The following is a 23,317-nucleotide window of genomic DNA, read 5'->3' as shown; positions in this document are numbered from 1 at the left end:
AAACATATTTCGTTCGACACTTAACCCCTCTATATATACTTTTTTACTGCGGCTAATTAGTAGTAGTAGTTGATGTTGTTCGTATACTTCTTTTGCCTTCTGCCGAGGTTTTCTTTTTCTTGTTTCTTTGCCGCTATGATAGCGATTTTATCCGTCGGGTACGGCGCCTCGTATTTCCATGACCATTTAATCATCTCTTCTTCGCTGAGCCAGTATGGGTATTCTAACCACCAAACATACCTGAGTTCCGCTTTTTTTGTTGGATTAAGTAGCTCTTGGTCTGCCTTTTTTTTCTTCCTATTAAATGTATCAAGATCGATTTTGCACTCTTTGCAACATGTCTTGCTGTTGTTCGGCTTCGTTTTATCTCGGTAAAAATAACAGCAGTAAGCGCACCTTTTTACCCGCTGATCGCTTTCGTCTAAATAATAGATGCCATCGTTAACTTTTTTGATGATTGAAGCAGCTTCTTCCCTGCTCATCCCGTCTACCAACTCTTTGGCGAATTCTACCGCGCCTTTTCCTGGGTATTTGTAAGTTTGGAAGTTGTTTTTCGGCTGCTCCAACGCATTCACTCCTTTTAGATTTCGTAATTTGCCCATGATAATAATAGATTTCGCATTCGAGCTGAAGGCAAAAACAAGTCGATTGGCTGTCCGTTCCTGATTCGCGATCTCCAAATCCATTGGAGTAAGTCTGAAACCGCCAACAGGTCGTCGTCTACAGTAATATTTCTAGGCGGCGTCTCAAAAAATACTTTTTCGTAAGGGTTTATAAAACGGTTATATATAAAAGCCAAAACTGACCTGTCTGCATAGTCATTAGTAGCGCGAATATTCCACTCTACATAACTTCGGGAAAAACCTGCCCCGCTTAGCACACTTTGTTTATCTTTTAAAGTGGTCCAAAGAATATCGCCGCCCTTTGCTCCCATTATGTTTCTTAGGTAGTTGTTCAAATTATTCTTTATTCTGCTGATTACTTTTGGTGAGTAGGTCTTCAATCTGTTAGTGCTAAGTGCAAAACGTTCTTCTCCGATTGAATTTAAAGGCCCATCGTATATATTTATCAACTTAAAAACCGCTTCACGATTCTCTAGTAACCTGTTGTAATTAACCAATCTATTGTCTGAAATCATAAACTTTTGATAATCGATGCCGAAAAGGTCGAAGTAACAGCGCTGAATCTGAGCGTCAAAAAGATATGTCATAACATAAGTTTCTTCAAATGCGGAAAATGCTTGCGGTGGGAACGTCCAAACAAATAAGTTTTTGAATTTATAAAGATTATCCGAGTCGGCTAACATCTTTATATCGTTAAATCGTCCCGAATCGTAACCGCTATCTATCCAGTGAACTCGCTGATTGTTTTCATCTACACGAATTAAACCGCTAGTCGTAAGAGCATTAATATCAGATTTTCCGAGGTCAACTCTATCGATTACTCCCATAACTTCGTCCAAAATTAACGTATAGTTTCCTTCTTCTATCGCCCCGATCAATTCATCGTCAGCCGACTTAAATAACGCATGAGTCGAAACCACGTCAAACCCCGACGCGATCAACTCTTTAAATGATCGTAGTTTAGTCCCTTCTCCGTTTCTGCTATTCGGTTCTATCATAGTGCGGGAATTGACTTCGCGCTTGATCCTCTGTACTTCGTCTAAGAAGGGCGTGATGTATACAAATTTTTGTGAGGGCGCTGCCGTATTCATTTTATTAATAGCCCATGTTGTTTTCCCGCTCCCCATAATTGAATCAATAATTTTAACGGACATTCTCGATTCCTCCTTTAGTGATTTACAGTAATGACGCGATCCTATATGTACTTATCTATTAATCTTTTTCTTTTACAGAAAACGCAAGAAAACCTAAGCGTACCAAGGCTTTCAAGCGTTATTTATCAAGTTAAAAATGATAAACATAGCAACTCCTATAAAAACAGTCGTTGCAAATAATATTATTAATGATTGCGCGAAGGGTTTTGAACTGAGCGCTAGTCTTTTATCTCGTAAGTAATTTCGCCTTCTCGTACTTATTGAGAAAAGCGATTAACGCTTCGTCAAAGTCTACGTTAGATATGACTGCGTGCTGCGTTTTCTTAGTAATACGCCTATCTCCGCATTCAATAGCCGCGACGGACGACTTACTGATACCGAGAAACGCCCCGTATTCTGCTTGCGTCATGCCTTTCGCCATTCTTATAAGTCCGAAAATTTCTGATGATATAACCACCGAAATGACCTCCTTTTTTCTTTTAGTTACCGAAAGTCCACAACGAGCCTACAAAAGATCATACCCGCGATATTTGAAAGCCGCGCAGAATTCACGAGATTCCCTACGTCCTCATAAATAACTGCGTAACGACTTTTGAAATGGACAATCCGCGTAGAATCTCGGCAACTTTTTCGCTTTCATAAGTACAGTCGCATGTGGCCGACTAAAATCGGGACATTGTTTTTGAAAAAACATGAAATTAAGCCGTTTATGTCTTCCGAGTACATTAAGTACCGCCAGCCGCCAAAACGTCTAATTTCGTGCAATTTCATTGCTTTAAAGATAAGGAACGAAGGCGCGTTCCAATTCGATCAGTTCGCGATGTAACTTACTTCTTTCTTTATGGCGCTTGCTATTCTCGAAGCAAAGGTCGGACAACTTCTTCGCGTATTCAACCAAAACCGCGGCATCCTTTTCGCCGATCTGCGCACGTTTAGTCATAGCGATTTCGAGACTCGTTTGCGCAAAAGTCACTTCGACGTCTGCCCATTGGCTGTAAAGATGATCGTATACCTCTTTCAGTCCGCGAAGAATGGTCGATCTAACTAATTCGCACGCGCTGCGATTGCTCCCAGGTAGCTTTCCGATCTCGTAAACGCCAGTTATTGCGTCGTTTGTTGCGATAATAAAACGCGTATTAGTCAGATAGTGGTCGTAAACTGAGTCAGACCCGTTCGTTGAATCAAACGTATATACTTTGACGGCTTGGTGCGCGCGCCCGATTATTTCGTTAGCTGCGTTCTCTTTTGATAGTCCAAAAATGCGATTTGCCTCTGCGATTGTTTTATTAGTTACATGAAAAATTTTTTTCATTTTTTAACCTCATATTTTCCTTGTCCATATTTACTTTCAATATTTCCTGCAACAATTCAATAACAGTCATTTTCATGATTCTTTCAATATCAATAGGCAGATCCTCCGGAATATTAATCCCAGCTATTTCATGACTCTTAGAACCAATTTCTATAGCTCCATCTTCACGAACATAGGGTTTGATTAATTCAATAAAGCCACCACCAGCACTGAAAACAATACCATTTGCTAAATCTATAACCTCAACTGCTTCTACAAATATTTCCGGATCATACTCATCAGGATGAATAACAAAATCAATTATTTTCTTTTCATAATTATTTTCTTCAAATTTTAACTGCATTGATAACTCCCCTTTTCGTAATTTGTTACGCTAAAGCGTACCACCAATAACTGAATTATATGGTACGCTTATACGTACAGTCAAGAGATTATTTTATTTAAGGAGATTAATTATGAAAATCGTTAAAGTTAAAATTGAGGAGATTTTAGAAAAGGAAAAGTTATCTCTTAGAGCATTTGCAGATAAATGCGGAATTAGACACGCAGCTTTAAGCGAACTAATAAATGGTAAAAGGCAAAATATTAATTTTGGTCATATTGAAAAAATCGCGAATACGTTTGGTATAGAAGATATAAATAAAATTATTACTTTAGAAGAAAATAAGAAAAATACTCTTAAGAATGAGCGTTGATGATAGACAGCAAAAAAATCTACGAACTGTTTGAAATATTGTAACTGTGACTACCTCTTCCGTATGTGTTTAAGTACAGCGCCCTCGGCTCTGCCTCGCCCGCAAATAATAAGCCGCCGTCCTTCTATATGTATTCTATTGCGTTATCTGCGGAACGGAGTGACGCTAGGTCTTTCCCTAAGAATAAGACAACGTTAACGCCTAAAAACGGCTGTATCCCACGTGGCTCTAAGCGCCATGGCGGTTTTAGCGTGTTCTGTTTTCGCCACACTGAAACGTCGACCTCCCGTTTTTAGGCGCAAAAAAAAGAGACGCTCGCCCTGAACGCCCCTACTCTTCGTCGCTACCGTCCTCTATTTCGAACAGATCTTCGTACTTCCATCCGCCTGCTTTCATAAGCGCCAAGATACGTTATAATACGTAGGTTGTGAGGTGAAAGACGTGAATAGACCGCAGCCAGGTGATTATGACGTATCCGTCGTTTATGATATGCGCGAGCTGCCGGACGTTAAGAGCTGACGGTGCGATAATTGCGATACGTCGAAGTTTAACAGTTCGATCAAAGGCGGAGTTTTCCTCCGTAAGTGCTCCAAGTGCGGACTGACTAAGCGAATATAGCGCAAAAATAAAGCCGACTCTAATACAATCAGAGCAGTAAAAAATAGTTACTGATACACAGAAATCAAAATTCCAATGGTGATTTTTTACTAATCTGTCATAGATGTATTGCATCTCAAGACTATTTACTCGAAAATGGAAATTGCTTTACATAATAGTCAAGGAGGATACATAATATGAAAAAGATCGTTTTGGGTTTTGTTACTCTACTACTGATGTCGTCTTTGTTCGGTTATAATGTCAATGCTACAAATAGTGTCAAGAAGGATGATGCTGTGCAGGTTAAAACAATTCAGGATTATAAGGATTACCTATCAGGGATGATCTCTAAAGAAGGGAAAGAAAGCGATGCTGTCGAAGTGCTAAAAAAGTTCAATTCCCTTCCGAAAGATAAGCAGCAAAAATTCGTAGATATTATGAATGATGAGAAAGCTCTAAAGGAAATAATCGAAATGGACGAACCGACTCTATCAACTAGCGCAAAAACTGAGACTACTGCTTTAAATGGTGACTATAAGATAATTTCAGAAGAAGTAAAAGACGAAAAATCTCAAGATGCAGTCACTGCCGCATCTGAAAGAAGATCTGCATGGGCACATACGCATACTTTATTTGCTGTGCCTCTTGTTAAAACGACGATAGAACTTTATTATAACGCTGAGGGAAAAACACTTATTGGTTCCCCTACTAAAGTATCTTCGTTCATAAATTATATCTATTTCCCTCCAGTAAAACTATCTAAGAATGGTACTAGAAAAGGCGGTATGGAAGTATTTTATGGAATGCAAAGATGGGCTTGGCACTTGGTCTCTACAAAGTGGGGGACTCAATACGGAACTAGAGAGCAGTATATCTATGTTGAAGGTGGTACGCTCAAAGTTTGGGGAAAGAATAAGTATATTAATTAAGAGCTGAAAGGATGTTATATCTATGAATAATCCAGACAAAAAAAAGAACGATAAAGAGGTTACAAAAACGAAATTGGCAACAAAAGTCCTTTTATTAATCGGGTTATTCTGCATAGCACTCTTAGCTATATCAATCCATCTCATGGTTAAATAAAAAGTAAAGAGAACAGTCTATACAATTCGGGCGCCCTCCAAGGCGTCCTTTTTCGTTTATTTAGACGCAGAACCGCCCGGCTTTAATTCGCCTGTCTTAGTGATCGCTTTGATCATACGTCTCACCTTCCCGCAGTAAAATCATATCATACTAGCGCGCCTTCTCAACGTTAAATAACGCAATCAACGTTTTGTCCGGCGCTTTAGATTGACGATAGAAAACGTTCGGATTAAACGTGTATCGCTCCGGCTCACTTTCGACTTTTATACGGGCAATAACGTACTCGCTTCCGAATTTCATCGCTTTCAGACGTCGACTGAGCCTATCCGGTACGACACCTATCGCGGCAGCTAGACCGGCTCTGCTGAACCATCGTATGGCTCGCGGATTAGATTCGTTAGGATTCTCGCATAGAGCGTTAGTATCGAAATGGATATACGGAAGCATTCGATAAATAAGGCCGATGTCGGTCGCTTTGACTTCGCTATAAACCCGTTTAATTTTAGCGCTATAGATTTTAACAACGCCGGATTTTCTCATATCAATAATCACCTACCGAACCTCCTTCGAAATCAAACGAAATCAGCGCTTTTCACCGACCGCCCTTACGAATACCCTAGTCAGCTACTAAAACGTCTAATTTCGTGCATTTTACGTGTTAAAATCGTTATGCTAGTCCGTACCGTTCCCGCAATACTTTCATATCGGCGGCTATTTCCGCTTTGAGTGCGTCGATTGATTCCGTCGCCGAGCCGTCCGTAAGCCGTAATTGCTTAAGCGTCTCTATTTTCGTCCTTAACGCATTGTTCGTGATCGCGGTCGGGTAATGAACGCCACAGACGATGCAGTCAAAGTACGTTTCGACGACGCCTTTTCGGACGGACCGTTCTTTTAATACGATGGCAGTCCGTTGGTTACATGCGTCGCAAGTGACGAAGTTGGGTAGCGTGGTCATGTTCGTCCCTCCGTTTCCCAAACGACGAGATACGCGGCTCCGTCTTCCCCAATACAGAAAGGCGCTCGTTGCGTCAGTATTTCCTTATCTTCGGCATTGATCCGATACGTATAAACGACTAATAAGTCGGGGCCCGGCCCTTTTATCACGAGCCTATCCGGTACATATTTCGCGTGCAGGTCCGCTAAAAATTCCGCAGCATTCTCTCCGAAAGATTTCCGAAATGAATCGCTATAAGTGTCCGTTACAAAAACGTTCTCTTCGAGTTGAATACATTCGTCAATATTTGGCGCCATGTGAACGCCTCCTCTCCGATTAATTAGCGTATTAACCCTCTAGCCCTTCCGAGAAACTTCGGATGATTAACGTACGTCTACGTAGGGCCAGACGATCAACACCCCGAGTCTAAAAAATTGTGCGCAAGTTTTGTTCGCCAGATCCGGCGGTTTTGGACGGGGCGCTTGGGGGCGGGCGGCTTTCCTTCGTTTCATCGCGAAAATGAATAAAATATACACAAAAACGCATAATGAACGTAACAGAATCACCTTTTGTTACATTCGAGAACGTACGAAAGCATTGGTATGGCAACGTTTATCACGTTCTTATCTTCGCAATGAACACTACTGTTTTTATGCAACGTATAAACCGCGCCACGCCGGTATGCTCCCCGATGCCCTATGCCGGCCCGACTGTATAAGATCATGCATAAACGGTTCGTTGTCGTATGTTACACGTCGATACGTAACACACACCGTTAAGGCGTCCTATGCCCGTAACCTATCGTCACATAAACGTTGATAGGACGAGGCTTGACGCCTCTTCATGTCGCAGTGTGCCGACCATTATGCGCAGCCCCTACATTCTATATACTGTAACATGGTGCAACACCCCCTGAGTTTTAGGCGGCCTTATCCACGGGCGGCGCTTGCTTGGTGTTTTATATCTCGATAGCCTCGTAAGCTGCGTCGATTTCATCCGCAGTTATGCCAATATACTTTAACGTTTGAGCCTCCGAACTATGGCCGAATACTTTCATAATCCGCGTAATGTTTATGCCTTTCGAATAAAGCTGATACCCGAATGTTTTACGTAGTGTGTGCGTCCCTATATCGATATTTATTCCGGCTCTTACGGCTGCTGCATTTAAGACACGATATGCCTGAACGCGACTGATCGGTTTATTTACACCTTTGCGCGACTGAAATACATACGAATCATCATCTCCGTCTAACTTCTGCGCCAGCTTAACAACCGTAGTTGACAACTTAATATCGCGAGTCTTTCCCGTCTTGCCTTCCTTGATAGTTAGATGCGACTGTCCTCGAAGATCACCGACTCTTATCGTTAGCAAGTCAGATATACGGAGGCCCAACGATACGCCTAGTACGAACATAACTAAGTCCCGACCGTGAAGTGCCTTCTTCATTCGTTCTATATCTCGTTTATTTTTGATTGCGTCAACTGTATTCGCCATTCTCATGCGCCCCTTTCGATTTCCGTGCGGTAAAGATTATCGAACAGATTCGTTAATATTCCGCTATAATATCCGACAATGTTTCGTATATGCTTACGCTTAATGCCGATAAAAGCGATACGAAGCGCATTCAAGCCGATTTCATCTAGCAAAGACTTATCATATACGGATTTAAGGGCGGATGTCTGCGCTAAGTACACGCCGTATAGACGGCTTGTTAGACGACGATCAGTTACAAAACAATCAATGACGTTTCTGAACGCAGCATACGTATTACGTAGTAAATTATTTTTGCTTTTAAGAATAACGGCTTCGTCTTCGGATTTTGGACGATCCGCCTTAGACTCCGTAGGCTTGGCCGCATCTTGGCGGAGTTGCATTTGCGCAGTAGCACTAGAAGGCGTAGGCGCTAGGATGACGTACATATTTGCGCCGTTTCCTCCGCTAACAGGGCGGTATTTTATTTCTTTACGAATAATGCCGAGAGTTTCTAGGCGCTTGATCGCGCGTATAATTGTAGTACGGTGCTTTCCGATAAGTGTCGCTATGGAATCGATCTTCAGCCACGCAACGCCTGGCGTTTTGACTGCGTGACGCGATAGCACCTTCAAGACGTCTATGGCTGACGGTGATAGGTTAGATTTATTGCGGTAGATGTGCGTGCGGATGGCGCCGTTCAGATCGTCAATTGAACGGAATTGGGCCATTTTTGCGGAATCTTTCGTGTACATTTTCGTCGCTTCCTTTAGGAGAACGCAGACCATTTCGAAATTAAGGCGCACTTAAATAAGCGTTTGACTCGTACGCTTTTTTCCGATATAATGGAAGCAGGATAGGGCGTTCCACTTACCGGATTTTATTCGGTTAGTGAGCGTTCTTTTTTTTGTGTTTTATATAAGTATTTTTCTCGACTTTGCTTGCGCTTTTATGACCGAGTTCATAACGGTATTCTTCGCGTGTGCTTTTTTGATAGAATCATCGGATACGTGCGTATATCTTTGAATCATCCGCAAGTCTAAATGACCAAGAAGTTTTTGTAGCATTCGACTATCTCCGCCATTTTCTAAAAATCGAGTAGCCGCTGTATGCCGGAATAAGTGTGGATGTAAGCGTTTATCTATACGGGCTTCTTTTGCATATTCTACAAGTCTCTTTCTAAAATGATCCCGCCCCAAGCGCTCTCCATAGTTTGTAAGGAATACATAATCACTGTCGAACTCTTCAATCTCCTCAATAAGTTCACGTACCAATCGCATCGTGGAAGGCAGTAGCGGCAAGAAGCGCGATTTTCTATTCTTTGCTATAGCGCCTCTAATCACCAAAACATTCGTATTAAAATCGAAGTCACTTTTTTTGACGTGAGTTACTTCCCCTATACGCATCATCCCGTCTAGTAAAACATTCATTAACACATAATCTCGGAAACCTACGTAACTTTCACGACTGGGCGCCTTCAGTAATCTACCGAGCTCGTCCGGTTCTAGTACGACAATAGGCTCTTCGATTTCCTTTACGTTTTTGATTCCTTTCATAACGTTTTCAAATACGATTCCTTCACTTTTCAACGTACTATACATGACACGCAACGTCTTTAGTCTCGTATTAATTGTACTATCCGCGAGCCCGACCTTTCTGTTCTCATCCGGTATGTACTCGTTTCCTTTAAATTGCCGCCAATTCAGTCGCATAAAATTTATGTAATGCCGTATCAAATCACGATCAATTTCTTTATTAGAATGCGGTATTCCAAATTCGTCTAAAAACGTTATTAACGACTTAAAATTATTGCGGTACTGCTGCAAAGTACCAGGCGCACGCCCCTCGGCTTCTTTTATCGTCATAAACGTTTCGAACAGTACGGATAAGTCATCGGAATGACGTGCGCCCCTCTTGCGTTTGTTTTTAACTTTCTTTCCGCTACGAATATTAACCATTAAAAAAACGACCCCCTTTCTTTTCAGAACGAGAGTCGATAACGTGGGGAACTACCCTGTGTAAAAATTACGGGTAAGTCACCGATAAGTCAGCGCAAATAAAAAAGCGGCAGAAATACCGTTATAACAACGATTTTCTACCGCAAGGGTTTCAACGATGATTCCGACTGGGCTCGAACCAGCGACCTCTACCCTGTCAAGGTAGCGCTCTCCCAGCTGAGCTACGGAATCGGGTTATGTATCAGTTCTGGGCTTTCTGTTACTGACAGTCTCTATTATATAACCATCATGATCAGTCGTCAATGGTTTTGTTCAAAAAAGGCAAAAAGCCGGTATCTGCACCGGCTTTTCACTAACTTTTATGATTGGTTCACAAGGACGGGCTTTAGTTGATCTAGTGCTTGTTTGAAGTCCCTTTTGAGGTCTTCTCCGTTTTCTACGCCCACACTTAATCGAAGTAAACCATCCGTGATGCCTCTTTTTTCTCTTTCTTCTTTTGGCATAGCGGCATGGGACATTTTGGCCGGATAGGAAAGAATGGATTCGACTGCTCCGAGGCTGACGGCGAATACAGGTAATGTGACGCCATCGACCAATTCTTTGACAGCCGCTTGGTTTTCTAGTTCAAATGAAAGAACAGCACCTGCACCGCTCGCCTGTTTCCGCTGAATGTCTGCCCCTGGGTGATCATCTAATCCTGGGTAATATACTTTTTTGACCGCAGGATGTTCTTTGAGGAATGAAGCTAGTTCTAATGCGGTTTGACTGGCTTTTTCTAATCTGACTTGAAGGGTCTTTAATCCTCTAAGCACAAGCCAGCAATCCTGTACGCCAAGTACCGCCCCGAAGGAGTTTTGCAGCGAATAGAGTTCTTCTCCCAGCTTCTCATCTTTCACCACGGCTAAGCCTGACAGTACATCACTGTGGCCGCTTAAAAATTTCGTTGCGCTGTGCAGCACAACATCTACACCGAGGTCCAGCGGACGCTGAAGCGCAGGCGTTAAAAACGTATTATCTAAGAAAGTCAGACAGTCATGTTCTTTCGCAATCTGTACGACACCTTCAATATCCGTAATACCGAGTGTAGGGTTTGACGGTGTTTCCATGTAAATGACTTTTGTATTTGATTGAATGCCTTGTTTCACTTCATTCAAATTGGTCATGTCCACAAAGGTATGCTCAATCCCAAATCTTGAAAGAACTTGGGTGATCATTCGGAAAGTCCCGCCGTAAACATCTCTTGTGACAAGGACGTGATCTCCTTTTGATAATAGAAGAAAAGCGGTTGAAATGGCTGCCATACCTGACGCAAAAGCAAGCCCTCTCGTTCCTCCTTCTAGCGCTGCAATGGTATCCTCTAATGCCTGACGTGTAGGGGTGCCTGATCGGGAGTAGTCATATTGACCAAAATCATCGAAGCTGCTTTGGTGAAACGTCGATGCATGTTGAATCGGCACACTGACTGCACCTGTTGAACGGTCTGTTTTAAACGCATTATGAACGAGTTGTGTTTCTAGTGTCCAATCGTGTGTGGTCATTTCGTGTGTACCTCCTCTTTCACATTTGATAGTGCCTGTTTCAGGTCTGCCTTTAGGTCCTCCACATGCTCAATCCCGATTGAGAAACGGAGCAATTTGTTACACACACCGTTTGCAATACGAATCTCTTCAGGGATGTCCATATGAGTTTGCGTTGCAGGATACGTAATGAAGCTTTCGACTCCGCCAAGGCTTTCAGCAAAACAAATCGTTTTGAGCTGCTTCAAAAATGGATTGACCCAGTCCTCTTTGGCTACTCGGAATGACAGCATGCCTCCCTTTCCTGGGTAAAGGACATCTTGAATTTCCGGCTGCTGCTTTAGAAAGTCAGCTAATTCCTTCGCATTTGCCTCGTGCTGGCGCATTCTCAGCGCCAATGTTTTCATTCCTCTCATTAAAAGCCATGAGTCAAATGGAGATAAAACCGCTCCGATGGCGTTTTGATGCTGGAACATGTCTTCAGATAGCTTCTCCCCTTTTGTGACGACAAGTCCGGCAAGAACATCGTTATGTCCGCCTAAATATTTGGTGGCACTATGAATGACAATGTCCGCTCCGAGTGTAATCGGTTTTTGCAAGACGGGCGTATAAAAGGTGTTATCCACAATGACCAATGCACCATACTCTTTAGCGATTTTCGCAACCTTTTGAATATCCGCTTCCTGCATGAGTGGATTTGTTGGCGTTTCAATAAAGACGGCTTTTGTATTTGGCGTCATTTTAGAGCGTAAACAGTCTTCATCTGAAAAATCATCATAAACAAAGCGCAGTCCGTACTTTTTCCATTCGTTTTCAAATAGACGGTATGTACCGCCATATAAATCTGATGAAACAATGAGTTCATCCCCGCTCTCAAACAACGCCATGATCGTTTGGATGGCAGCCATTCCCGAACTGAAGGCAAAACCGGCCGTTCCTTCTTCGAGTGAAGCAATCGCATCTTCTACAAGCTGCCTTGTTGGGTTTTTCGTCCGAATATAATCAAATCCTGTTGATTCCCCAATGCCTCTATGTCTGTAAGCTGTTGAAAGATAAACGGGAGGACTGACAGTACCAGTCGCCTCTTCGCTACGGTTTCCAATTTGCGCTAACTTCGTTTCCACATGTTCTGTCATTTGACACCATCCTAAGTAAAAATCTAATTTCAAAACAGAAAAACCCCTTCTTCATAAGAAGAAGGGGTTTAATCGCTTCCTCTTATCTTCCAAGCAAAAAAGCTGCTTGCTGGATTTAGCACCTTGGTACATCACATGAAGTGATGCATACCGGTTGCTGAGGTTTCAAAGGGCCAGTCCCTCCACCTCTCACGATAAGAATGTGTTGTCTGTCTGTTCTAATTCTTAATACTGTAACGCATTAAACCTCATTTTTCAAGGGGAAATGTAACGATTAATTAAAATTTTCTGTATTTTGCACTAGATTGGATGTCAGCCAATTTGATTGCATGTTAGCATATAGGAACAACGCTGTTTTTCGTGTTACAATGAATGGAAACGTTTCACTTATGATGAATTTGGTTAGCTGGAGGAATGGATTATGGTGAAGAAAACAGGCATCATTCAAGAAGAAACCTTACAGTCAAAAGAACTTGGGGCAGATATGAACATTTTAATTTATTTACCAGTCAATTACTCCCCCCTTTATACATATCATGTCATCATTGCACAAGATGGTCATGATTATTTCCGCTTAGGTAAAATAGGCAGACAAGCGGAAGAATTAATGCAAAACAAAGAAATGGAACGCTCGATTATCATTGGTGTCCCATATGAAAATGTGACTGAAAGGCGAAATACGTATCATCCAGACGGACCAAAGTTCGAGGCGTATAAACGCTTTTTGGCAAATGAACTAGTTCCCTATATTGATGAACACTATCCAACGTATCAAGTTGGATCAGGTCGTACATTTATTGGTGATTCATTAGGTGCTACGATCTCACTTATGACAGCCCTTGATTATCCTTCGTTATTTGGCGGACTGATTTTGCAGTCTCCTTACGTTGATGAGTCGGTCCTGCAAGCAGTCGAACAGTCATCATCCCTTGCTCATTATGCCATTATCCATCAAATCGGGTTAGAAGAAACCGCTGTGAAAACGACAGATGGTCAAGTACTAGACTTTATTCAGCCGAACGAAGAATTAAAGGTCCTTTTGGAGAAGTCCGGTGCGGATTATTTATTTGAGACATTCGAAGGCGATCATAAATGGACGTTTTGGCAGCCGCTCATTTCGCCTTCGTTAAAAAGAATGCTCCCATATTCGTTAATCAACTGAATTTTGTTATAATAAAAAATAATAAATACTTTCTTAATCAGGAGGGAACATGATGAAATACGGAGTTGTTTTATTTCCATCAAAAAAATTGCAAGACATTGCGAACTCTTATCGGAAACGTTATGATCCGAACTATGCACTCATACCACCTCATTTAACATTAAGAACACCTTTTGAATTAACGGATCTAGAAGCAGCTGAGGTCGTCTCCACCTTGCGAGAGTACGCAAAAAATGCTTCTCCTATTACGTTACGTATTAAAAAATTCAGTTCATTCGCTCCTGTAAACAACGTGATTTATATGAAAGTAGAACCGAACGAAGAATTAATGGCTCTCAATGAGAAGTTATACACTGATCCGCTTGCTGGTACACCTGAATATGCATTCGTCCCGCATGTGACAGTGGCTCAAAAGTTATCAGACGATGAGCATTCAGACGTTCTAGGCACATTGAAGCTGAGAAAAATTGACCACGAGGAAACGGTTGACCGCTTCCACCTTTTATATCAATTAGAGAACGGTTCTTGGACCGTTTATGAAACATTTATCTTAGGAGAAGAGGGTTAAAGACATTTGAATACAGTCATCGTAAAAGAACAAACACAACGAGAAGATGCTTATTATGTTCGAAAAGAAGTTTTCGTAAAAGAACAAGAAGTCCCGTTAGAGATCGAAATTGATGAACTTGAGGACGAAGCCATTCACTTTGTCATTTATAATGATGACAACAAACCACAAGCTGCTGCTAGACTGCGCATAATTGAAGGTCATAAGGCAAAGCTTGAACGAATTTGTGTATTAAAAGAGGCGCGCTCTTTCGGCCTTGGCCACCAGCTTTTAGAAGCACTTGAGTCTGAAGCGATGGCAAACGGAGCGAAAGAAGCTGTCATGCATGCACAAGTCCAAGCTCTTCCCTTCTACGAAAAGAAAGGCTACAAAGCCGTTTCAGAACCGTTTGAAGAAGCAGGGATTACACATGTCAAAATGACAAAAACACTATCCGTTTAACGAAAATAAAAAGCCAGGGCATCATGGATGCTCTGGCTTTTTATTGATTCCACCTCGTTCGCTCAGGAAGAAAGCGCAGTCATTTAGACGTAAGTATTGATATGAACGCCCTTACCTTCTTCCATAAACATATCTCGTACAAAGCGTTCCCGCTTTTTTTGCTGTACTTTCGTTTCCGCTTCTGTCACTAAGTCCTCTTTTTTCTCCAGCTCTCTGTATACCTTGTCATGAAAGGTGCGGGTGACCTTCGTCACTTTCGCATAGTCTTCTTTATCCTGAGGAGCAGGACGATTGATATATTGAAAATACAGATCCGGCTGAATCGGGGCTATATATCCCATCAAGAACGCCTCCTTTGCTTCTCTTCTACTCTACTATTCCCTAATTATGACTGTTTGAAACACGCCTCATTTGATATGATTAGATGTGTTTCTTTTTAAGATTGATTGACTATTGGAGGACTAGCTTTGAAATGCGCACGACGACATGATCGAACGATCTCATTACATACATATTCGAGAGAACACTATCAATTCCTCCATGATGAGGGCAAAAAAGGGCATTTATCTTGCCCATATTGCGGACAACCCGTCTTTTTTAGATTAAATATACATGAAGAACCTGCCTTTATCCATAAGCAAATATCTCAGCAAGAGATTTGCGAAAAAAGAGAACAACAAGAGGAAAAGAAACCGGCTGAACGAGAGGAACATGCATCCTACAAAGAACTTGGCGGCTTTCGCTTTCCAACCGGCAAACAGATCATCTCACAAACAGAAGAATCGTGTGACTGGCAGGAACCACGGTCCATTCAATTTGGCGAAACCTTTCATTTAGAAAAGAATGAAGAAGTGCATAGCATTGACCTCTTTCCACACATCACCTTTAGCGCACCGCAGCTTCAAGCAGTCACACACAAAGACGGTCCGATGCTTGTGCTGGCTGGCGCCGGCAGCGGGAAAACAAGGGTACTGACAGCAAGAGCTGCTTATCTGATGTCATACCATCAAATCCCTGCTCACCATATCCTGCTCGTGACCTTCACCACAAAAGCAAGCAGTGAAATGAAAGAAAGATTGCGTATGCAGTATCAGCTTCATCCATCACAGGCGAGCCAAGTTGTGACAGGCACATTCCACAGTCTATTTTATAAAATGCTGCTTCACGATGATCGGGGCAAATGGAACGGACAGCATTTGATTAAATTCGACTGGCAAAAAGAGCAGTATATTCGAAAAGCGATCATGCATGAAGGACTTGATGAAAAAGACTATCCAACCGATCAAGTGCTGCAATCAATCGGCTATTGGAAAAATGCTTTTTTACCAGACGAACTTCCTGAGCTGAAAGATGAAAAAGAAAAGCAAATGTGGACAATCTATCAGTCATACGAACAGCAAAAGTGTGAAAATCAACAATTTGACTTTGATGACATGGCGATTGCCTGCTTACACATGCTGACTAAGCAGCCTGAATTGCTCAAACAATATCAAGAACGATTCAAGTATATTTTAGTAGATGAATTTCAAGATATTAATCCCGTACAATATCAATTAATCCAGCTTTTAGCTGGAGAATCCGAACAGCTATTTTGTGTAGGCGATGATGATCAAGCCATCTATGCATTTAGAGGAAGCAATCCTGCTTTTATTCTTGACTTCAAACAGGACTATCCTTCGGCCGAGATCGTCCATTTACATGCAAATTACCGCTCTCATCATACGATTGTGGCAAGTGCAGACGCCATTATTAAGAAGAACCAGCATCGTTACGAGAAAACGTTAAAAGCCGTTCGCGTGGAGAAAATTCCGCCGACTCTTTTTTATCCATATGACGAGGAAGAGGAAGCGACCATGATCGTAGCAGATATTCAGGAGAAAATTAAAAACGGTGCAAAACCGAATGACTTTTGCGTGCTGTTTAGAACGAATACAGGAGGCCGCGCGATTTATGAACGTCTTCATCAATCGGCGATTCCGTATCAAACCGATGCTGGCGTAAAAGCCTTTTATAGTAGAAGAATTGTTCGGGTGCTGCTCGCTTTTCTTTCGCTAAGTCAGGATGCAGATGATGTCGCCGCAATGAAGCTGCTGCTGCCCGTTTTCTTTTTAAAGCAGCAAACACTGAATACCCTGAAGGCGCTGACCATTACGGAAGATTGTTCTATGGTAGAGGCACTTGGAAAGCTAACAGACATTCAGCCGTTTCAGCGCAAAAAACTGCAATCGATCGTTCCCCTGTTTCGAACGTTAAAATCGTTAAAGCCATCTGAAGCTGTAGCGTTTATTGAACAAAGGATGGGACTTGGTGATTATTTAAAAAAACGTGTGAATGATACGAATGTGCTTGAAAAAGGAACAGATGATGTACGAGATGTGAAAACAGCGGCGAAACGTTTTGAAACAATTGAAGCCTTCCTCGCTCATGCCGAACATATGAAATCTGCTGAAAAGGAAAAATCAGATGAACCAGGCGTTCAGCTCATGACGATCCACCGTGCGAAGGGACTAGAATTCCAAACAGTGTACATCACGAGCGTGGTTGATGGGGCGCTCCCTCATGACTTTGCACTTGATGAGCTGAGAAACGGTGATGAAGAAGCCATTGAAGAGGAGCGGCGCTTATTATACGTTGCCATGACGAGAGCAGAACTATCCCTTTATCTATCCGTTCCATCATATAGAAGAGGAAAAACCGCTCACCGCTCCCGCTTTTTGTACCCTCTTTTAAAGAAAAATCGTGAATTATTCACACAAAAACAACAGGCCCCCCTTTAAATGGAGAGCCTGTTGTTTATTTTTTGTTGTTCATCATTTTAGCGATTGTATTAAAATCAAGCTTTTCTTTTCCACTTGTAATCGATTGAACGATTTTGTCTTCCATTTCTTTAGGTACACGTTTGTTTGCAAGCTGCGCCACTTTTTTAATGACACCTCGAACGGTATTCTCATCTTTAAAGTTCGCGTTTTGCAAAGAACCTGCAAGCTTAAAGACATCATTCATATTTACACCTGTTTTATTTTCCACGCTTTTAAAGAATTTATTATCCATTCCTTTGCCTCCTCTTTGTGGAGTAATCACCTTACTATATGAAAATAGGCGAGATATGTGCCTATCCTGCTGCCTTGTTAGCAAAGAGAAAGGAAAGCAAAAGGCTTCCCTATTGCTTCCCTCACCTTCTTACTGTTTAGTTAAAGAAAGAAGCACCAACGATGATTAGAAGGATGAAAAGCACGACGACAAGAACAAAAGTTGAACCATAACCGCCGCCGTAGCCGCCACCATAACCTCCGCAATAACCGCCACCGTAACCGTAACAACTCATATTTAAGCACCTCCTCTTCTCCCTTACAAAATATGAAAAATACATGAAATGGTTTGGACGATCACATAAAAAAGTGCGGAATTTTTATTTCTGCTGTTTAAAGACGTAATCTGCCTCTCCATGACGGATCATGAATGCTTCTGTTTCTTTCGCAAAAGTATCCATTTTCTCGCCAAATGCTTTTAAGTGCTCTTCAAGATCCTTCGCTTTATTCGCTAGATCCATTTCAGCTTTTTCGTGCGCTTGCTCTTTCCCATCATGGGGTTTAGTGAACAAGGAACCGATTAATTGTTCGAATGCATCCATTCTGGTCACCCCTTCTCTCTTACATATGCATCACCCAAAAAAAGGGCAACAAAAAAACCGGATAAATCCGGCTTTTGTTTTTCCCTATTGAGGTTTCTTTTTCTTCCCGCAGCCGCAGCCAGTCTTCTTGATTTTCTTCGTATATACAGATTGTTGATTTGACTGCGCTGGATACCCTTGAAGCATATGTGACGGTGTTTCAGTTGGTTTCATCGCAACCCTTCCTTTCCTATTCCATGTTAGTATATGCATTTTCTTTAAGCGTGTCTGATCAGAATGCCTGTTTATTTCACAAGCTTCGACACGACTGCTTCAATCAAGCCTGCTGCGGCGGCAATCGCTAATAGTAAATTAAGCCACATGCTGATGACAGGAAAAAATATGTATATCGCAAGTAAAGCAGCAGTGCACCATATACCCGTACACCAATAACAGCTTAACAGCTCTCCTATCCAAGATCGCAGTCCCTTCCCCTTAATGACGATATAGGTCTCGACTTCGCCTTGTTCGTTCACCTCTTCTTGCTCTTCATGAAATAGACGGCGAAAGGGGGCTGTAATCGTATCAAACACGATCAATCTCGTCAGCCTAAAGGATGCGAGGGCAAATATAGCAAATGACAAAGCGCCGCTCATGGAACCTCCACCTCCTTCATTCTTCTTTTTCCGTCCTTTCTTTATATATGCAAAAAGAAAGACCACCATGATGAATCGAGTGCAAATAAAATTGGGTTGTACTTTTTCATGCTTTCCGATTCCACCTTGAGCCTCTGCTGCATTAAATAATGTATAGATAAGAAAGGAGTGAAAGTATTGTCTATTGAAGAAAGTGCTGATTTATTATACACACAACTGTTAAACGAATTAATCAGCAATTATGATGATTTCATCGAGATCAAGGATTCCGAAAATGTCACGATTCATAAAACAGATGTAACAGCCGCACTCTCCCTTCAAGCGACCGTAACGACAATCATTACTCTTTTAATTCAAATTCTTGTACCAGATGATGAATTGGCTGCAGACATCACAGAACAGCTTTTAGCTGCACAACAAGTGACAGTTCAAAAGAAAACAGTGATTCAAATCATCAATTGTTATAACGTCACGATTACATTATCTGATGCATCCATTATGAACTCCGTCCAAATTCTCACTCAAACACTGAATGTACTTTTAGTTGAAGCCGGCATTCTTTGACCCTTTCTTTTTCTAACATCACGTATGAAAGAGGTGAAATAATCGTGGCTGAAGAGAACGAAAAAAAGGAGTTTCAAATCAACACTGATGTTGATCCATTAACAAGCCTTCTTGTGAGTGACATTTTAAACAAAAATAATGTCACAGATGATCAGAAAGCAAACCTTTCAGAAGATCAAAGAAAGATGATTTTGAAGCTGGTTCAGGATTTACAAAAGAAAGCAGATGATTTCGTACAGCAGCAGCAAGAGAAAAAGCGTCAAGCAGAGGCAGCAAAACATGCAGAAGAGGTCGAGCCTGAACCACAAGTGCGCCCTAAACGAAATTCACTTCGAGAACGTATCCAGCAGCGTCGTCAAGCGCAGCAAAATAACGATTAAATAAAAATGGGTTGCCTGCTAGGATAAATGCCCGAGACAAAACCAATCATTCCAGCATTTAATAAAGTAAACGGAAGGAGGAAAAGAAATGGATTCTAAACCATACTCTTGGGTCGCTCTAGATCGCAACTGTACACACCACGGCGATTACCATCATAACTACGAAAGAAAAGCAGTTTGTGACGGCCACTATTATGATGATGAAGATGTTTTACAAGACTTTGATCAAGTGAGTGTCACAAAGCAGACATCTGAGGAAGTCATTATCGTTAGAGATTCTTGTGACATTAACGTCTCTTCTGTTGATGCACAGGTTGCAGCATCTATCCAAGCAGCTGTTCAAACAGCGATCATCACCATTACAAACATCTCAATCGCTGATGGTGACCTAGCTGACCGCGTCACGCAAGATCTATTGCAAGCAGCTAGCCACAAACAAACAAATCGCCAGAAACTTGTCATCGAAAACTCTAGAAACGTTACAGTCTCTACAATCGATGCGGACATCTCTATTGCCATCCAAACGCTTACACAGACACTTGTTGCGACGATCGTTGCAATTGGTATCCTCTAATGTACAAAAGCAGAGCGAAAAGCTCTGCTTTTCCTTTTTCTAAAAATACAACAAAGATAAATAGTCATTTACCCACACCAACTAGAGGGCGCATACATATGTTGTTAAGGACTAAAGTCAAATACCTTGTTAAAGGAGCTGAAATCCATGAGCTGCGGAAAACACCATGGCCGACATGATGAAAACTGTGTATGCGATGCGGTTGATAAGATTTTAGCAGAGCAGGAAGCTGTAGAAGATAAATGTCCTACGAGCTGCTACAGTAATTTATTAAGCCCGACAGTTTCTGGAAAAGATACGATTCCGTTTTTACTTTTTGATAAAAAGGGCGGATTGTTCTCTACTTTCGGAAACATTGGAGGATTTGTTGACGATTGCCAATGCTTCGAATCCATTTTCTTCCGGGTTGAAAAATTGCATGACTGCTGTGCCACATTATCTGTGTTAAGACCTGTTGATGTACACGGACATACGCTAAGCGTTTGTCACCCTTGCGATCCTGACTTCTTTGGTTTAGAAAAAGCGGACTTTTGTATCGAAGTTGATTTGAACTGTTTCTGCGCGATCCAATGTTTAAATCCAGAACTTGTCGACAGAGTCATGCCAACAAAAGATAAAAAGCATCATCACCACGGCTAAACCAATCGCCCGCTCATCTAACTTGTCATGAGTCAAAGCATCCCCTTCCTCACGAATGACAACCAATCATGCGGAGCAGTCAGCAAAAGGCGGCCGCTTCCGCATTGATTGACATTAGATGCATCAACCGGCGAGACACGTAATAAAGCTTATAGATGATGATGACAGTGCTCAAACACTCAAACAAATTTCCTTGTATAGGAGGGTTGAATATGAGCCGCAAACATTCATGGAACTGTGTAGCAGAGGCTGTTGAAAACATAAACGACTTACAAAATGCCGTCGAAGAGGATTGCCCGACCAGCTGTTACAGCAATCTCCTTTCTCCATCACATTCATTAGGTGACACTGTCCCGTTTGTTCTATTTACCTCAAAATCAAAACCATTCGTCGCATTCGGAAACGTCGGAGAAGTAGATGCTGGCCCTTGCTTCAGCACTGCATTTTTCAGAGTCGAACACATCTCTGATCACTGCGCAACACTCAGCTTGCTTATTGCATTTGACAAAGATCGTCATATTTTAGATTTTACAGATAAAGATTCCGTATGTGATGTGTTCCGTTTAGAAAAATCAAAGTATTGCATTGAAGTAGACCTTGACTGCTTCTGCGCAATCGAGTGCTTAAATCCAAGACTCATCAACCGTAGCTGCTAACAAAAAAAGTCCCATTATGGGACTTTTTTTATGTTCATTAAAAACCAAGTGGATGAATAGAAGAAATATCACCAATTGCTAATTCCACTGGATTACCGCCGCCTGCCGTGCGGATGACCACCATATTGTCTTTTCTCTCCATGATGATCCCTCTATATGTTTTTCCATCGGCTTCAATGAGGCAAAGCGCTCTCGGCATATTATGCGGCAGACTTGTAAGAAAATCGACTTTCTCCTCGATATTCATTTGGCTTAACGGCTTCTTCACTCGTTTTCTTCTTGGTTCTTCTTTTGTTTCATGAAATACGCCTTCTGGCTGTTTTTCTTGTTCTTGTACTGGCTCCCGATTTTGTGAACGCTCTTTTTCTTGATTGATCTCCCGCTCTTGCGGTAGCGCAGGCGGCTCTTCTTTTTTCTGCTTTACTTCCTGTGATACAGGTTCTTGCACGCTCTCTTCGATTGCATCCTCTTTGGCGCTTTTTTTGGTTTCTGAAGGTTTTTCTGACTTCTTGCGCTTTCTCACAATATTTTGCATGGCCGGCGCTGATTCATCATAGCTCGGCTGAACAATATACATAAGCGGCTTTTGATTCTCATCACCTTTATTTGACATACTAATCCCTCCCGAATGATTCATTCCTTATATATATGAGAGGACACCCCAAATCAGAAGAAAAATAAAAAACAGCATACCAGTGATTGGTATGCTGCAAATCAATTATTCGTTTAGCGGGCAATGATATGGAAGCCAGAATCAACATGAAGATTCTCACCTGTCATGCCGCGGGATAAATCACTGAATAAGAATAGTGCTGTATCGCCAACTTCTTCAGGAGTCGTTGTACGGCGAAGCGGTGCACGCTCTTCAATATCCTTCAGGATCGTATTAAAGCCGCTGATTCCTTTTGCAGATAACGTACGAATTGGACCAGCAGAAATGCTGTTCACACGGATGCCTTCCGCTCCAAGATCAGCTGCTAAGTATTTCACACTTGCTTCAAGGGCTGCTTTTGCTACACCCATGACATTGTAGTTAGAGACAACGCGCTCTCCGCCTAGATAAGTAAGTGTGACAATGCTTCCGCCTTCTGTCATGAGCGGACGTGCTGCTTTTGCTACAGCTGTTAGTGAATAGGCACTAATGTTGTGCGCTAAAAGGAAACCTTCACGGTTCGTGTTCAAATATTCACCGACAAGCTCTTCTTTGTTCGCAAATGCAATCGCATGTGCAACACCATGGATGACTTGTACTTTTTCTTTAATCGTTGCAAAACATTTTTCGATTTCTTCATCACTTGTCACATCACAAGGAAGAATAATGGAATCATCACGCTCTAGCGTGCTTGCTAGTTCTTTTACTGATTCTGCAAGACGATCTCCAACATAAGTAAAAATCAAACGAGCTCCTGCTTCGTGAAGTGAACGAGCGATCCCCCAAGCGATGCTTCGTTTATTGGCAACACCCATCACCACAATATTACGGCCTTCTAAAGAAAAGTTCATATGTATTAAAGCCTCCTATTTTTTCAAGACATAGTATTAGTACCTGATCATAATCTTATCACATATCATGAGATATTGACAATT

30 protein-coding genes, 1 tRNA gene, 1 pseudogene and 1 riboswitch are annotated in these 23,317 nt (G+C 41.9%); of the genes and pseudogenes, 12 read left to right on the top strand and 20 right to left on the bottom strand.

Translation table 11 applies throughout. From position 1 onward, the window contains the following. Positions 1-56: 56 nt before the first annotated feature. The 4 genes from ABG082_RS05865 to ABG082_RS05850 all read right to left on the bottom strand — a co-directional run bounded on the left by ABG082_RS05865 (position 57) and on the right by ABG082_RS05850 (position 3,432). Positions 57-566, bottom strand: coding sequence for a hypothetical protein (locus ABG082_RS05865; protein WP_348936661.1), 510 nt, complete (start codon positions 564-566; stop codon positions 57-59). A 14-nt stretch (positions 567-580) separates the two neighbouring features. Then, positions 581-1,777, bottom strand: a complete 1,197-nt coding sequence (locus ABG082_RS05860; protein WP_348936660.1) for a hypothetical protein — start codon at positions 1,775-1,777, stop codon at positions 581-583. A 775-nt stretch (positions 1,778-2,552) separates the two neighbouring features. Next, positions 2,553-3,089, bottom strand: a complete 537-nt coding sequence (locus ABG082_RS05855; RefSeq protein ID WP_348936659.1) for a hypothetical protein — start codon at positions 3,087-3,089, stop codon at positions 2,553-2,555. After that, positions 3,064-3,432 carry a hypothetical protein gene (locus tag ABG082_RS05850; RefSeq protein ID WP_348936658.1) on the bottom strand — a complete coding sequence of 123 codons (369 nt, stop codon included), beginning with the start codon at positions 3,430-3,432 and terminating at the stop codon, positions 3,064-3,066. Before ABG082_RS05850 ends, ABG082_RS05855 begins: the two co-directional genes overlap by 26 nt. Before the next feature lie 109 nt (positions 3,433-3,541). Between ABG082_RS05850 and ABG082_RS05845 the strand changes: the two genes are divergently transcribed. The 3 genes and pseudogenes from ABG082_RS05845 (at position 3,542) to ABG082_RS05835 (ending at position 5,310) form a co-directional block, all read left to right on the top strand. Continuing rightward, a complete protein-coding gene (locus ABG082_RS05845; protein ID WP_338705104.1) occupies positions 3,542-3,784 on the top strand; it encodes a helix-turn-helix transcriptional regulator in 243 nt (80 codons plus the stop codon). A gap of 489 nt (positions 3,785-4,273) precedes the next feature. Continuing rightward, positions 4,274-4,402, top strand: a pseudogene (locus tag ABG082_RS05840) (hypothetical protein). A gap of 176 nt (positions 4,403-4,578) precedes the next feature. Further along, positions 4,579-5,310: a hypothetical protein gene (locus tag ABG082_RS05835; RefSeq protein ID WP_348936657.1), complete on the top strand. Its 732-nt coding sequence runs from the start codon at positions 4,579-4,581 to the stop codon at positions 5,308-5,310. Positions 5,311-5,614: 304 nt separating this feature from the next. Here the strand turns inward: ABG082_RS05835 and ABG082_RS05830 are convergent, their stop codons facing one another. The 8 genes from ABG082_RS05830 to ABG082_RS05795 all read right to left on the bottom strand — a co-directional run bounded on the left by ABG082_RS05830 (position 5,615) and on the right by ABG082_RS05795 (position 12,480). After that, the gene (locus ABG082_RS05830; RefSeq protein ID WP_348936656.1) at positions 5,615-6,016 is read right to left on the bottom strand and encodes a hypothetical protein; all 402 of its coding nucleotides are present in this window, start codon (positions 6,014-6,016) and stop codon (positions 5,615-5,617) included. 399 nt (positions 6,017-6,415) lie between these two features. Beyond that, positions 6,416-6,715, bottom strand: coding sequence for a hypothetical protein (locus ABG082_RS05825; protein WP_348936655.1), 300 nt, complete (start codon positions 6,713-6,715; stop codon positions 6,416-6,418). 641 nt (positions 6,716-7,356) lie between these two features. Then, positions 7,357-7,893, bottom strand: coding sequence for a site-specific integrase (locus tag ABG082_RS05820; RefSeq protein WP_348936654.1), 537 nt, complete (start codon positions 7,891-7,893; stop codon positions 7,357-7,359). Positions 7,894-7,895: 2 nt separating this feature from the next. Beyond that, complete coding sequence (locus ABG082_RS05815; RefSeq protein WP_348936653.1) at positions 7,896-8,624, bottom strand: helix-turn-helix domain-containing protein; 729 nt, start codon at positions 8,622-8,624, stop codon at positions 7,896-7,898. 159 nt (positions 8,625-8,783) lie between these two features. Further along, complete coding sequence (locus ABG082_RS05810) at positions 8,784-9,827, bottom strand: tyrosine-type recombinase/integrase (RefSeq protein ID WP_285605008.1); 1,044 nt, start codon at positions 9,825-9,827, stop codon at positions 8,784-8,786. 158 nt (positions 9,828-9,985) lie between these two features. Beyond that, a tRNA-Val gene (locus ABG082_RS05805) sits at positions 9,986-10,058 on the bottom strand. Between the two features lie 128 nt (positions 10,059-10,186). Further along, positions 10,187-11,365 (bottom strand): cystathionine beta-lyase, encoded by a 1,179-nt coding sequence (gene metC, locus ABG082_RS05800; protein ID WP_272511410.1) that lies wholly within the window; start codon positions 11,363-11,365, stop codon positions 10,187-10,189. Continuing rightward, positions 11,362-12,480 carry a methionine biosynthesis PLP-dependent protein gene (locus tag ABG082_RS05795; RefSeq protein WP_348936652.1) on the bottom strand — a complete coding sequence of 373 codons (1,119 nt, stop codon included), beginning with the start codon at positions 12,478-12,480 and terminating at the stop codon, positions 11,362-11,364. The genes metC and ABG082_RS05795 overlap by 4 nt, the downstream gene beginning before the upstream one ends. A gap of 79 nt (positions 12,481-12,559) precedes the next feature. After that, positions 12,560-12,681, bottom strand: a riboswitch (SAM riboswitch). A gap of 220 nt (positions 12,682-12,901) precedes the next feature. On the opposite strand from ABG082_RS05795, the gene ABG082_RS05790 reads away from it, so the two are divergent. Genes ABG082_RS05790 through ABG082_RS05780 form a run of 3 tightly spaced genes read left to right on the top strand, consistent with a single transcriptional unit; the run spans position 12,902 to position 14,651 of the window. Continuing rightward, positions 12,902-13,642, top strand: coding sequence for an esterase family protein (locus ABG082_RS05790; RefSeq protein WP_282833525.1), 741 nt, complete (start codon positions 12,902-12,904; stop codon positions 13,640-13,642). Positions 13,643-13,694: 52 nt separating this feature from the next. Beyond that, a complete protein-coding gene (locus ABG082_RS05785) occupies positions 13,695-14,210 on the top strand; it encodes a YjcG family protein (RefSeq protein ID WP_017359656.1) in 516 nt (171 codons plus the stop codon). A 6-nt stretch (positions 14,211-14,216) separates the two neighbouring features. Beyond that, positions 14,217-14,651, top strand: coding sequence for a GNAT family N-acetyltransferase (locus ABG082_RS05780; protein ID WP_008348412.1), 435 nt, complete (start codon positions 14,217-14,219; stop codon positions 14,649-14,651). Positions 14,652-14,734: 83 nt separating this feature from the next. Here the strand turns inward: ABG082_RS05780 and ABG082_RS05775 are convergent, their stop codons facing one another. Continuing rightward, entirely contained in the window at positions 14,735-14,992 is a 258-nt protein-coding gene (locus ABG082_RS05775) for a hypothetical protein (RefSeq protein ID WP_008348414.1), read from the bottom strand. Positions 14,993-15,118: 126 nt separating this feature from the next. Here ABG082_RS05775 and ABG082_RS05770 point away from each other — a divergent pair, with 126 nt between their 5' ends. Further along, positions 15,119-17,428 carry an ATP-dependent helicase gene (locus ABG082_RS05770; protein WP_282833524.1) on the top strand — a complete coding sequence of 770 codons (2,310 nt, stop codon included), beginning with the start codon at positions 15,119-15,121 and terminating at the stop codon, positions 17,426-17,428. A gap of 16 nt (positions 17,429-17,444) precedes the next feature. Here ABG082_RS05770 and ABG082_RS05765 read toward each other — a convergent pair whose 3' ends face one another. The 5 genes from ABG082_RS05765 to ABG082_RS05745 all read right to left on the bottom strand — a co-directional run bounded on the left by ABG082_RS05765 (position 17,445) and on the right by ABG082_RS05745 (position 18,917). Beyond that, positions 17,445-17,702: a stage VI sporulation protein F gene (locus tag ABG082_RS05765; RefSeq protein ID WP_008348417.1), complete on the bottom strand. Its 258-nt coding sequence runs from the start codon at positions 17,700-17,702 to the stop codon at positions 17,445-17,447. 136 nt (positions 17,703-17,838) lie between these two features. Further along, complete coding sequence (locus ABG082_RS05760; protein WP_008348419.1) at positions 17,839-17,976, bottom strand: YjcZ family sporulation protein; 138 nt, start codon at positions 17,974-17,976, stop codon at positions 17,839-17,841. Positions 17,977-18,060: 84 nt separating this feature from the next. Continuing rightward, entirely contained in the window at positions 18,061-18,282 is a 222-nt protein-coding gene (locus ABG082_RS05755; RefSeq protein WP_008348420.1) for a hypothetical protein, read from the bottom strand. Positions 18,283-18,366: 84 nt separating this feature from the next. Continuing rightward, a complete protein-coding gene (locus ABG082_RS05750) occupies positions 18,367-18,495 on the bottom strand; it encodes a hypothetical protein (protein ID WP_008348422.1) in 129 nt (42 codons plus the stop codon). A gap of 71 nt (positions 18,496-18,566) precedes the next feature. Next, positions 18,567-18,917 (bottom strand): DUF1360 domain-containing protein, encoded by a 351-nt coding sequence (locus tag ABG082_RS05745; protein WP_008348424.1) that lies wholly within the window; start codon positions 18,915-18,917, stop codon positions 18,567-18,569. A 177-nt stretch (positions 18,918-19,094) separates the two neighbouring features. Between ABG082_RS05745 and ABG082_RS05740 the strand changes: the two genes are divergently transcribed. The 5 genes from ABG082_RS05740 to ABG082_RS05720 all read left to right on the top strand — a co-directional run bounded on the left by ABG082_RS05740 (position 19,095) and on the right by ABG082_RS05720 (position 21,730). Next, positions 19,095-19,481, top strand: coding sequence for a spore coat protein (locus ABG082_RS05740; RefSeq protein ID WP_007498962.1), 387 nt, complete (start codon positions 19,095-19,097; stop codon positions 19,479-19,481). 44 nt (positions 19,482-19,525) lie between these two features. Beyond that, positions 19,526-19,861 (top strand): hypothetical protein, encoded by a 336-nt coding sequence (locus tag ABG082_RS05735; protein WP_024720135.1) that lies wholly within the window; start codon positions 19,526-19,528, stop codon positions 19,859-19,861. Positions 19,862-19,949: 88 nt separating this feature from the next. After that, positions 19,950-20,435, top strand: a complete 486-nt coding sequence (locus ABG082_RS05730; RefSeq protein ID WP_008348431.1) for a spore coat protein — start codon at positions 19,950-19,952, stop codon at positions 20,433-20,435. 147 nt (positions 20,436-20,582) lie between these two features. After that, entirely contained in the window at positions 20,583-21,074 is a 492-nt protein-coding gene (locus tag ABG082_RS05725; RefSeq protein WP_008348432.1) for a CotY/CotZ family spore coat protein, read from the top strand. Between the two features lie 212 nt (positions 21,075-21,286). Beyond that, positions 21,287-21,730: a CotY/CotZ family spore coat protein gene (locus ABG082_RS05720; protein WP_008348434.1), complete on the top strand. Its 444-nt coding sequence runs from the start codon at positions 21,287-21,289 to the stop codon at positions 21,728-21,730. 37 nt (positions 21,731-21,767) lie between these two features. On the opposite strand, the gene ABG082_RS05715 is transcribed toward ABG082_RS05720, so the two are convergent. Beyond that, positions 21,768-22,343 (bottom strand): CotO family spore coat protein, encoded by a 576-nt coding sequence (locus ABG082_RS05715; RefSeq protein ID WP_348936651.1) that lies wholly within the window; start codon positions 22,341-22,343, stop codon positions 21,768-21,770. 113 nt (positions 22,344-22,456) lie between these two features. Further along, complete coding sequence (gene fabI, locus ABG082_RS05710) at positions 22,457-23,233, bottom strand: enoyl-ACP reductase FabI (protein WP_003211867.1); 777 nt, start codon at positions 23,231-23,233, stop codon at positions 22,457-22,459. Positions 23,234-23,317 lie beyond the last annotated feature (84 nt).

It is taken from the genome of Bacillus sp. BS1807G30 (assembly GCF_040047675.1).
Lineage (GTDB): Bacteria > Bacillota > Bacilli > Bacillales > Bacillaceae > Bacillus > Bacillus altitudinis.
This window is presented reverse-complemented; position numbering and strand designations above follow the sequence as displayed.

Bases quoted from the DNA above. Each gene is read 5' to 3' on its own strand.
- ABG082_RS05860 (WP_348936660.1), bottom strand. From the start codon at position 1,777: ATGTCCGTTAAAATTATTGATTCAATTATGGGGAGCGGGAAAACAACA.
- ABG082_RS05855 (WP_348936659.1), bottom strand. From the start codon at position 3,089: ATGAAAAAAATTTTTCATGTAACTAATAAAACAATCGCAGAGGCAAAT.
- ABG082_RS05850 (WP_348936658.1), bottom strand. From the start codon at position 3,432: ATGCAGTTAAAATTTGAAGAAAATAATTATGAAAAGAAAATAATTGAT.
- ABG082_RS05835 (WP_348936657.1), top strand. From the start codon at position 4,579: ATGAAAAAGATCGTTTTGGGTTTTGTTACTCTACTACTGATGTCGTCT.
- ABG082_RS05825 (WP_348936655.1), bottom strand. From the start codon at position 6,715: ATGGCGCCAAATATTGACGAATGTATTCAACTCGAAGAGAACGTTTTT.
- ABG082_RS05820 (WP_348936654.1), bottom strand. From the start codon at position 7,893: ATGGCGAATACAGTTGACGCAATCAAAAATAAACGAGATATAGAACGA.
- ABG082_RS05815 (WP_348936653.1), bottom strand. From the start codon at position 8,624: ATGTACACGAAAGATTCCGCAAAAATGGCCCAATTCCGTTCAATTGAC.
- ABG082_RS05810 (WP_285605008.1), bottom strand. From the start codon at position 9,827: ATGGTTAATATTCGTAGCGGAAAGAAAGTTAAAAACAAACGCAAGAGG.
- metC (WP_272511410.1), bottom strand. From the start codon at position 11,365: ATGACCACACACGATTGGACACTAGAAACACAACTCGTTCATAATGCG.
- ABG082_RS05795 (WP_348936652.1), bottom strand. From the start codon at position 12,480: ATGACAGAACATGTGGAAACGAAGTTAGCGCAAATTGGAAACCGTAGC.
- ABG082_RS05790 (WP_282833525.1), top strand. From the start codon at position 12,902: ATGGTGAAGAAAACAGGCATCATTCAAGAAGAAACCTTACAGTCAAAA.
- ABG082_RS05785 (WP_017359656.1), top strand. From the start codon at position 13,695: ATGAAATACGGAGTTGTTTTATTTCCATCAAAAAAATTGCAAGACATT.
- ABG082_RS05775 (WP_008348414.1), bottom strand. From the start codon at position 14,992: ATGGGATATATAGCCCCGATTCAGCCGGATCTGTATTTTCAATATATC.
- ABG082_RS05765 (WP_008348417.1), bottom strand. From the start codon at position 17,702: ATGGATAATAAATTCTTTAAAAGCGTGGAAAATAAAACAGGTGTAAAT.
- ABG082_RS05760 (WP_008348419.1), bottom strand. From the start codon at position 17,976: ATGAGTTGTTACGGTTACGGTGGCGGTTATTGCGGAGGTTATGGTGGC.
- ABG082_RS05755 (WP_008348420.1), bottom strand. From the start codon at position 18,282: ATGGATGCATTCGAACAATTAATCGGTTCCTTGTTCACTAAACCCCAT.
- ABG082_RS05750 (WP_008348422.1), bottom strand. From the start codon at position 18,495: ATGAAACCAACTGAAACACCGTCACATATGCTTCAAGGGTATCCAGCG.
- ABG082_RS05745 (WP_008348424.1), bottom strand. From the start codon at position 18,917: ATGAGCGGCGCTTTGTCATTTGCTATATTTGCCCTCGCATCCTTTAGG.
- ABG082_RS05730 (WP_008348431.1), top strand. From the start codon at position 19,950: ATGGATTCTAAACCATACTCTTGGGTCGCTCTAGATCGCAACTGTACA.
- ABG082_RS05725 (WP_008348432.1), top strand. From the start codon at position 20,583: ATGAGCTGCGGAAAACACCATGGCCGACATGATGAAAACTGTGTATGC.
- ABG082_RS05720 (WP_008348434.1), top strand. From the start codon at position 21,287: ATGAGCCGCAAACATTCATGGAACTGTGTAGCAGAGGCTGTTGAAAAC.
- ABG082_RS05715 (WP_348936651.1), bottom strand. From the start codon at position 22,343: ATGTCAAATAAAGGTGATGAGAATCAAAAGCCGCTTATGTATATTGTT.
- fabI (WP_003211867.1), bottom strand. From the start codon at position 23,233: ATGAACTTTTCTTTAGAAGGCCGTAATATTGTGGTGATGGGTGTTGCC.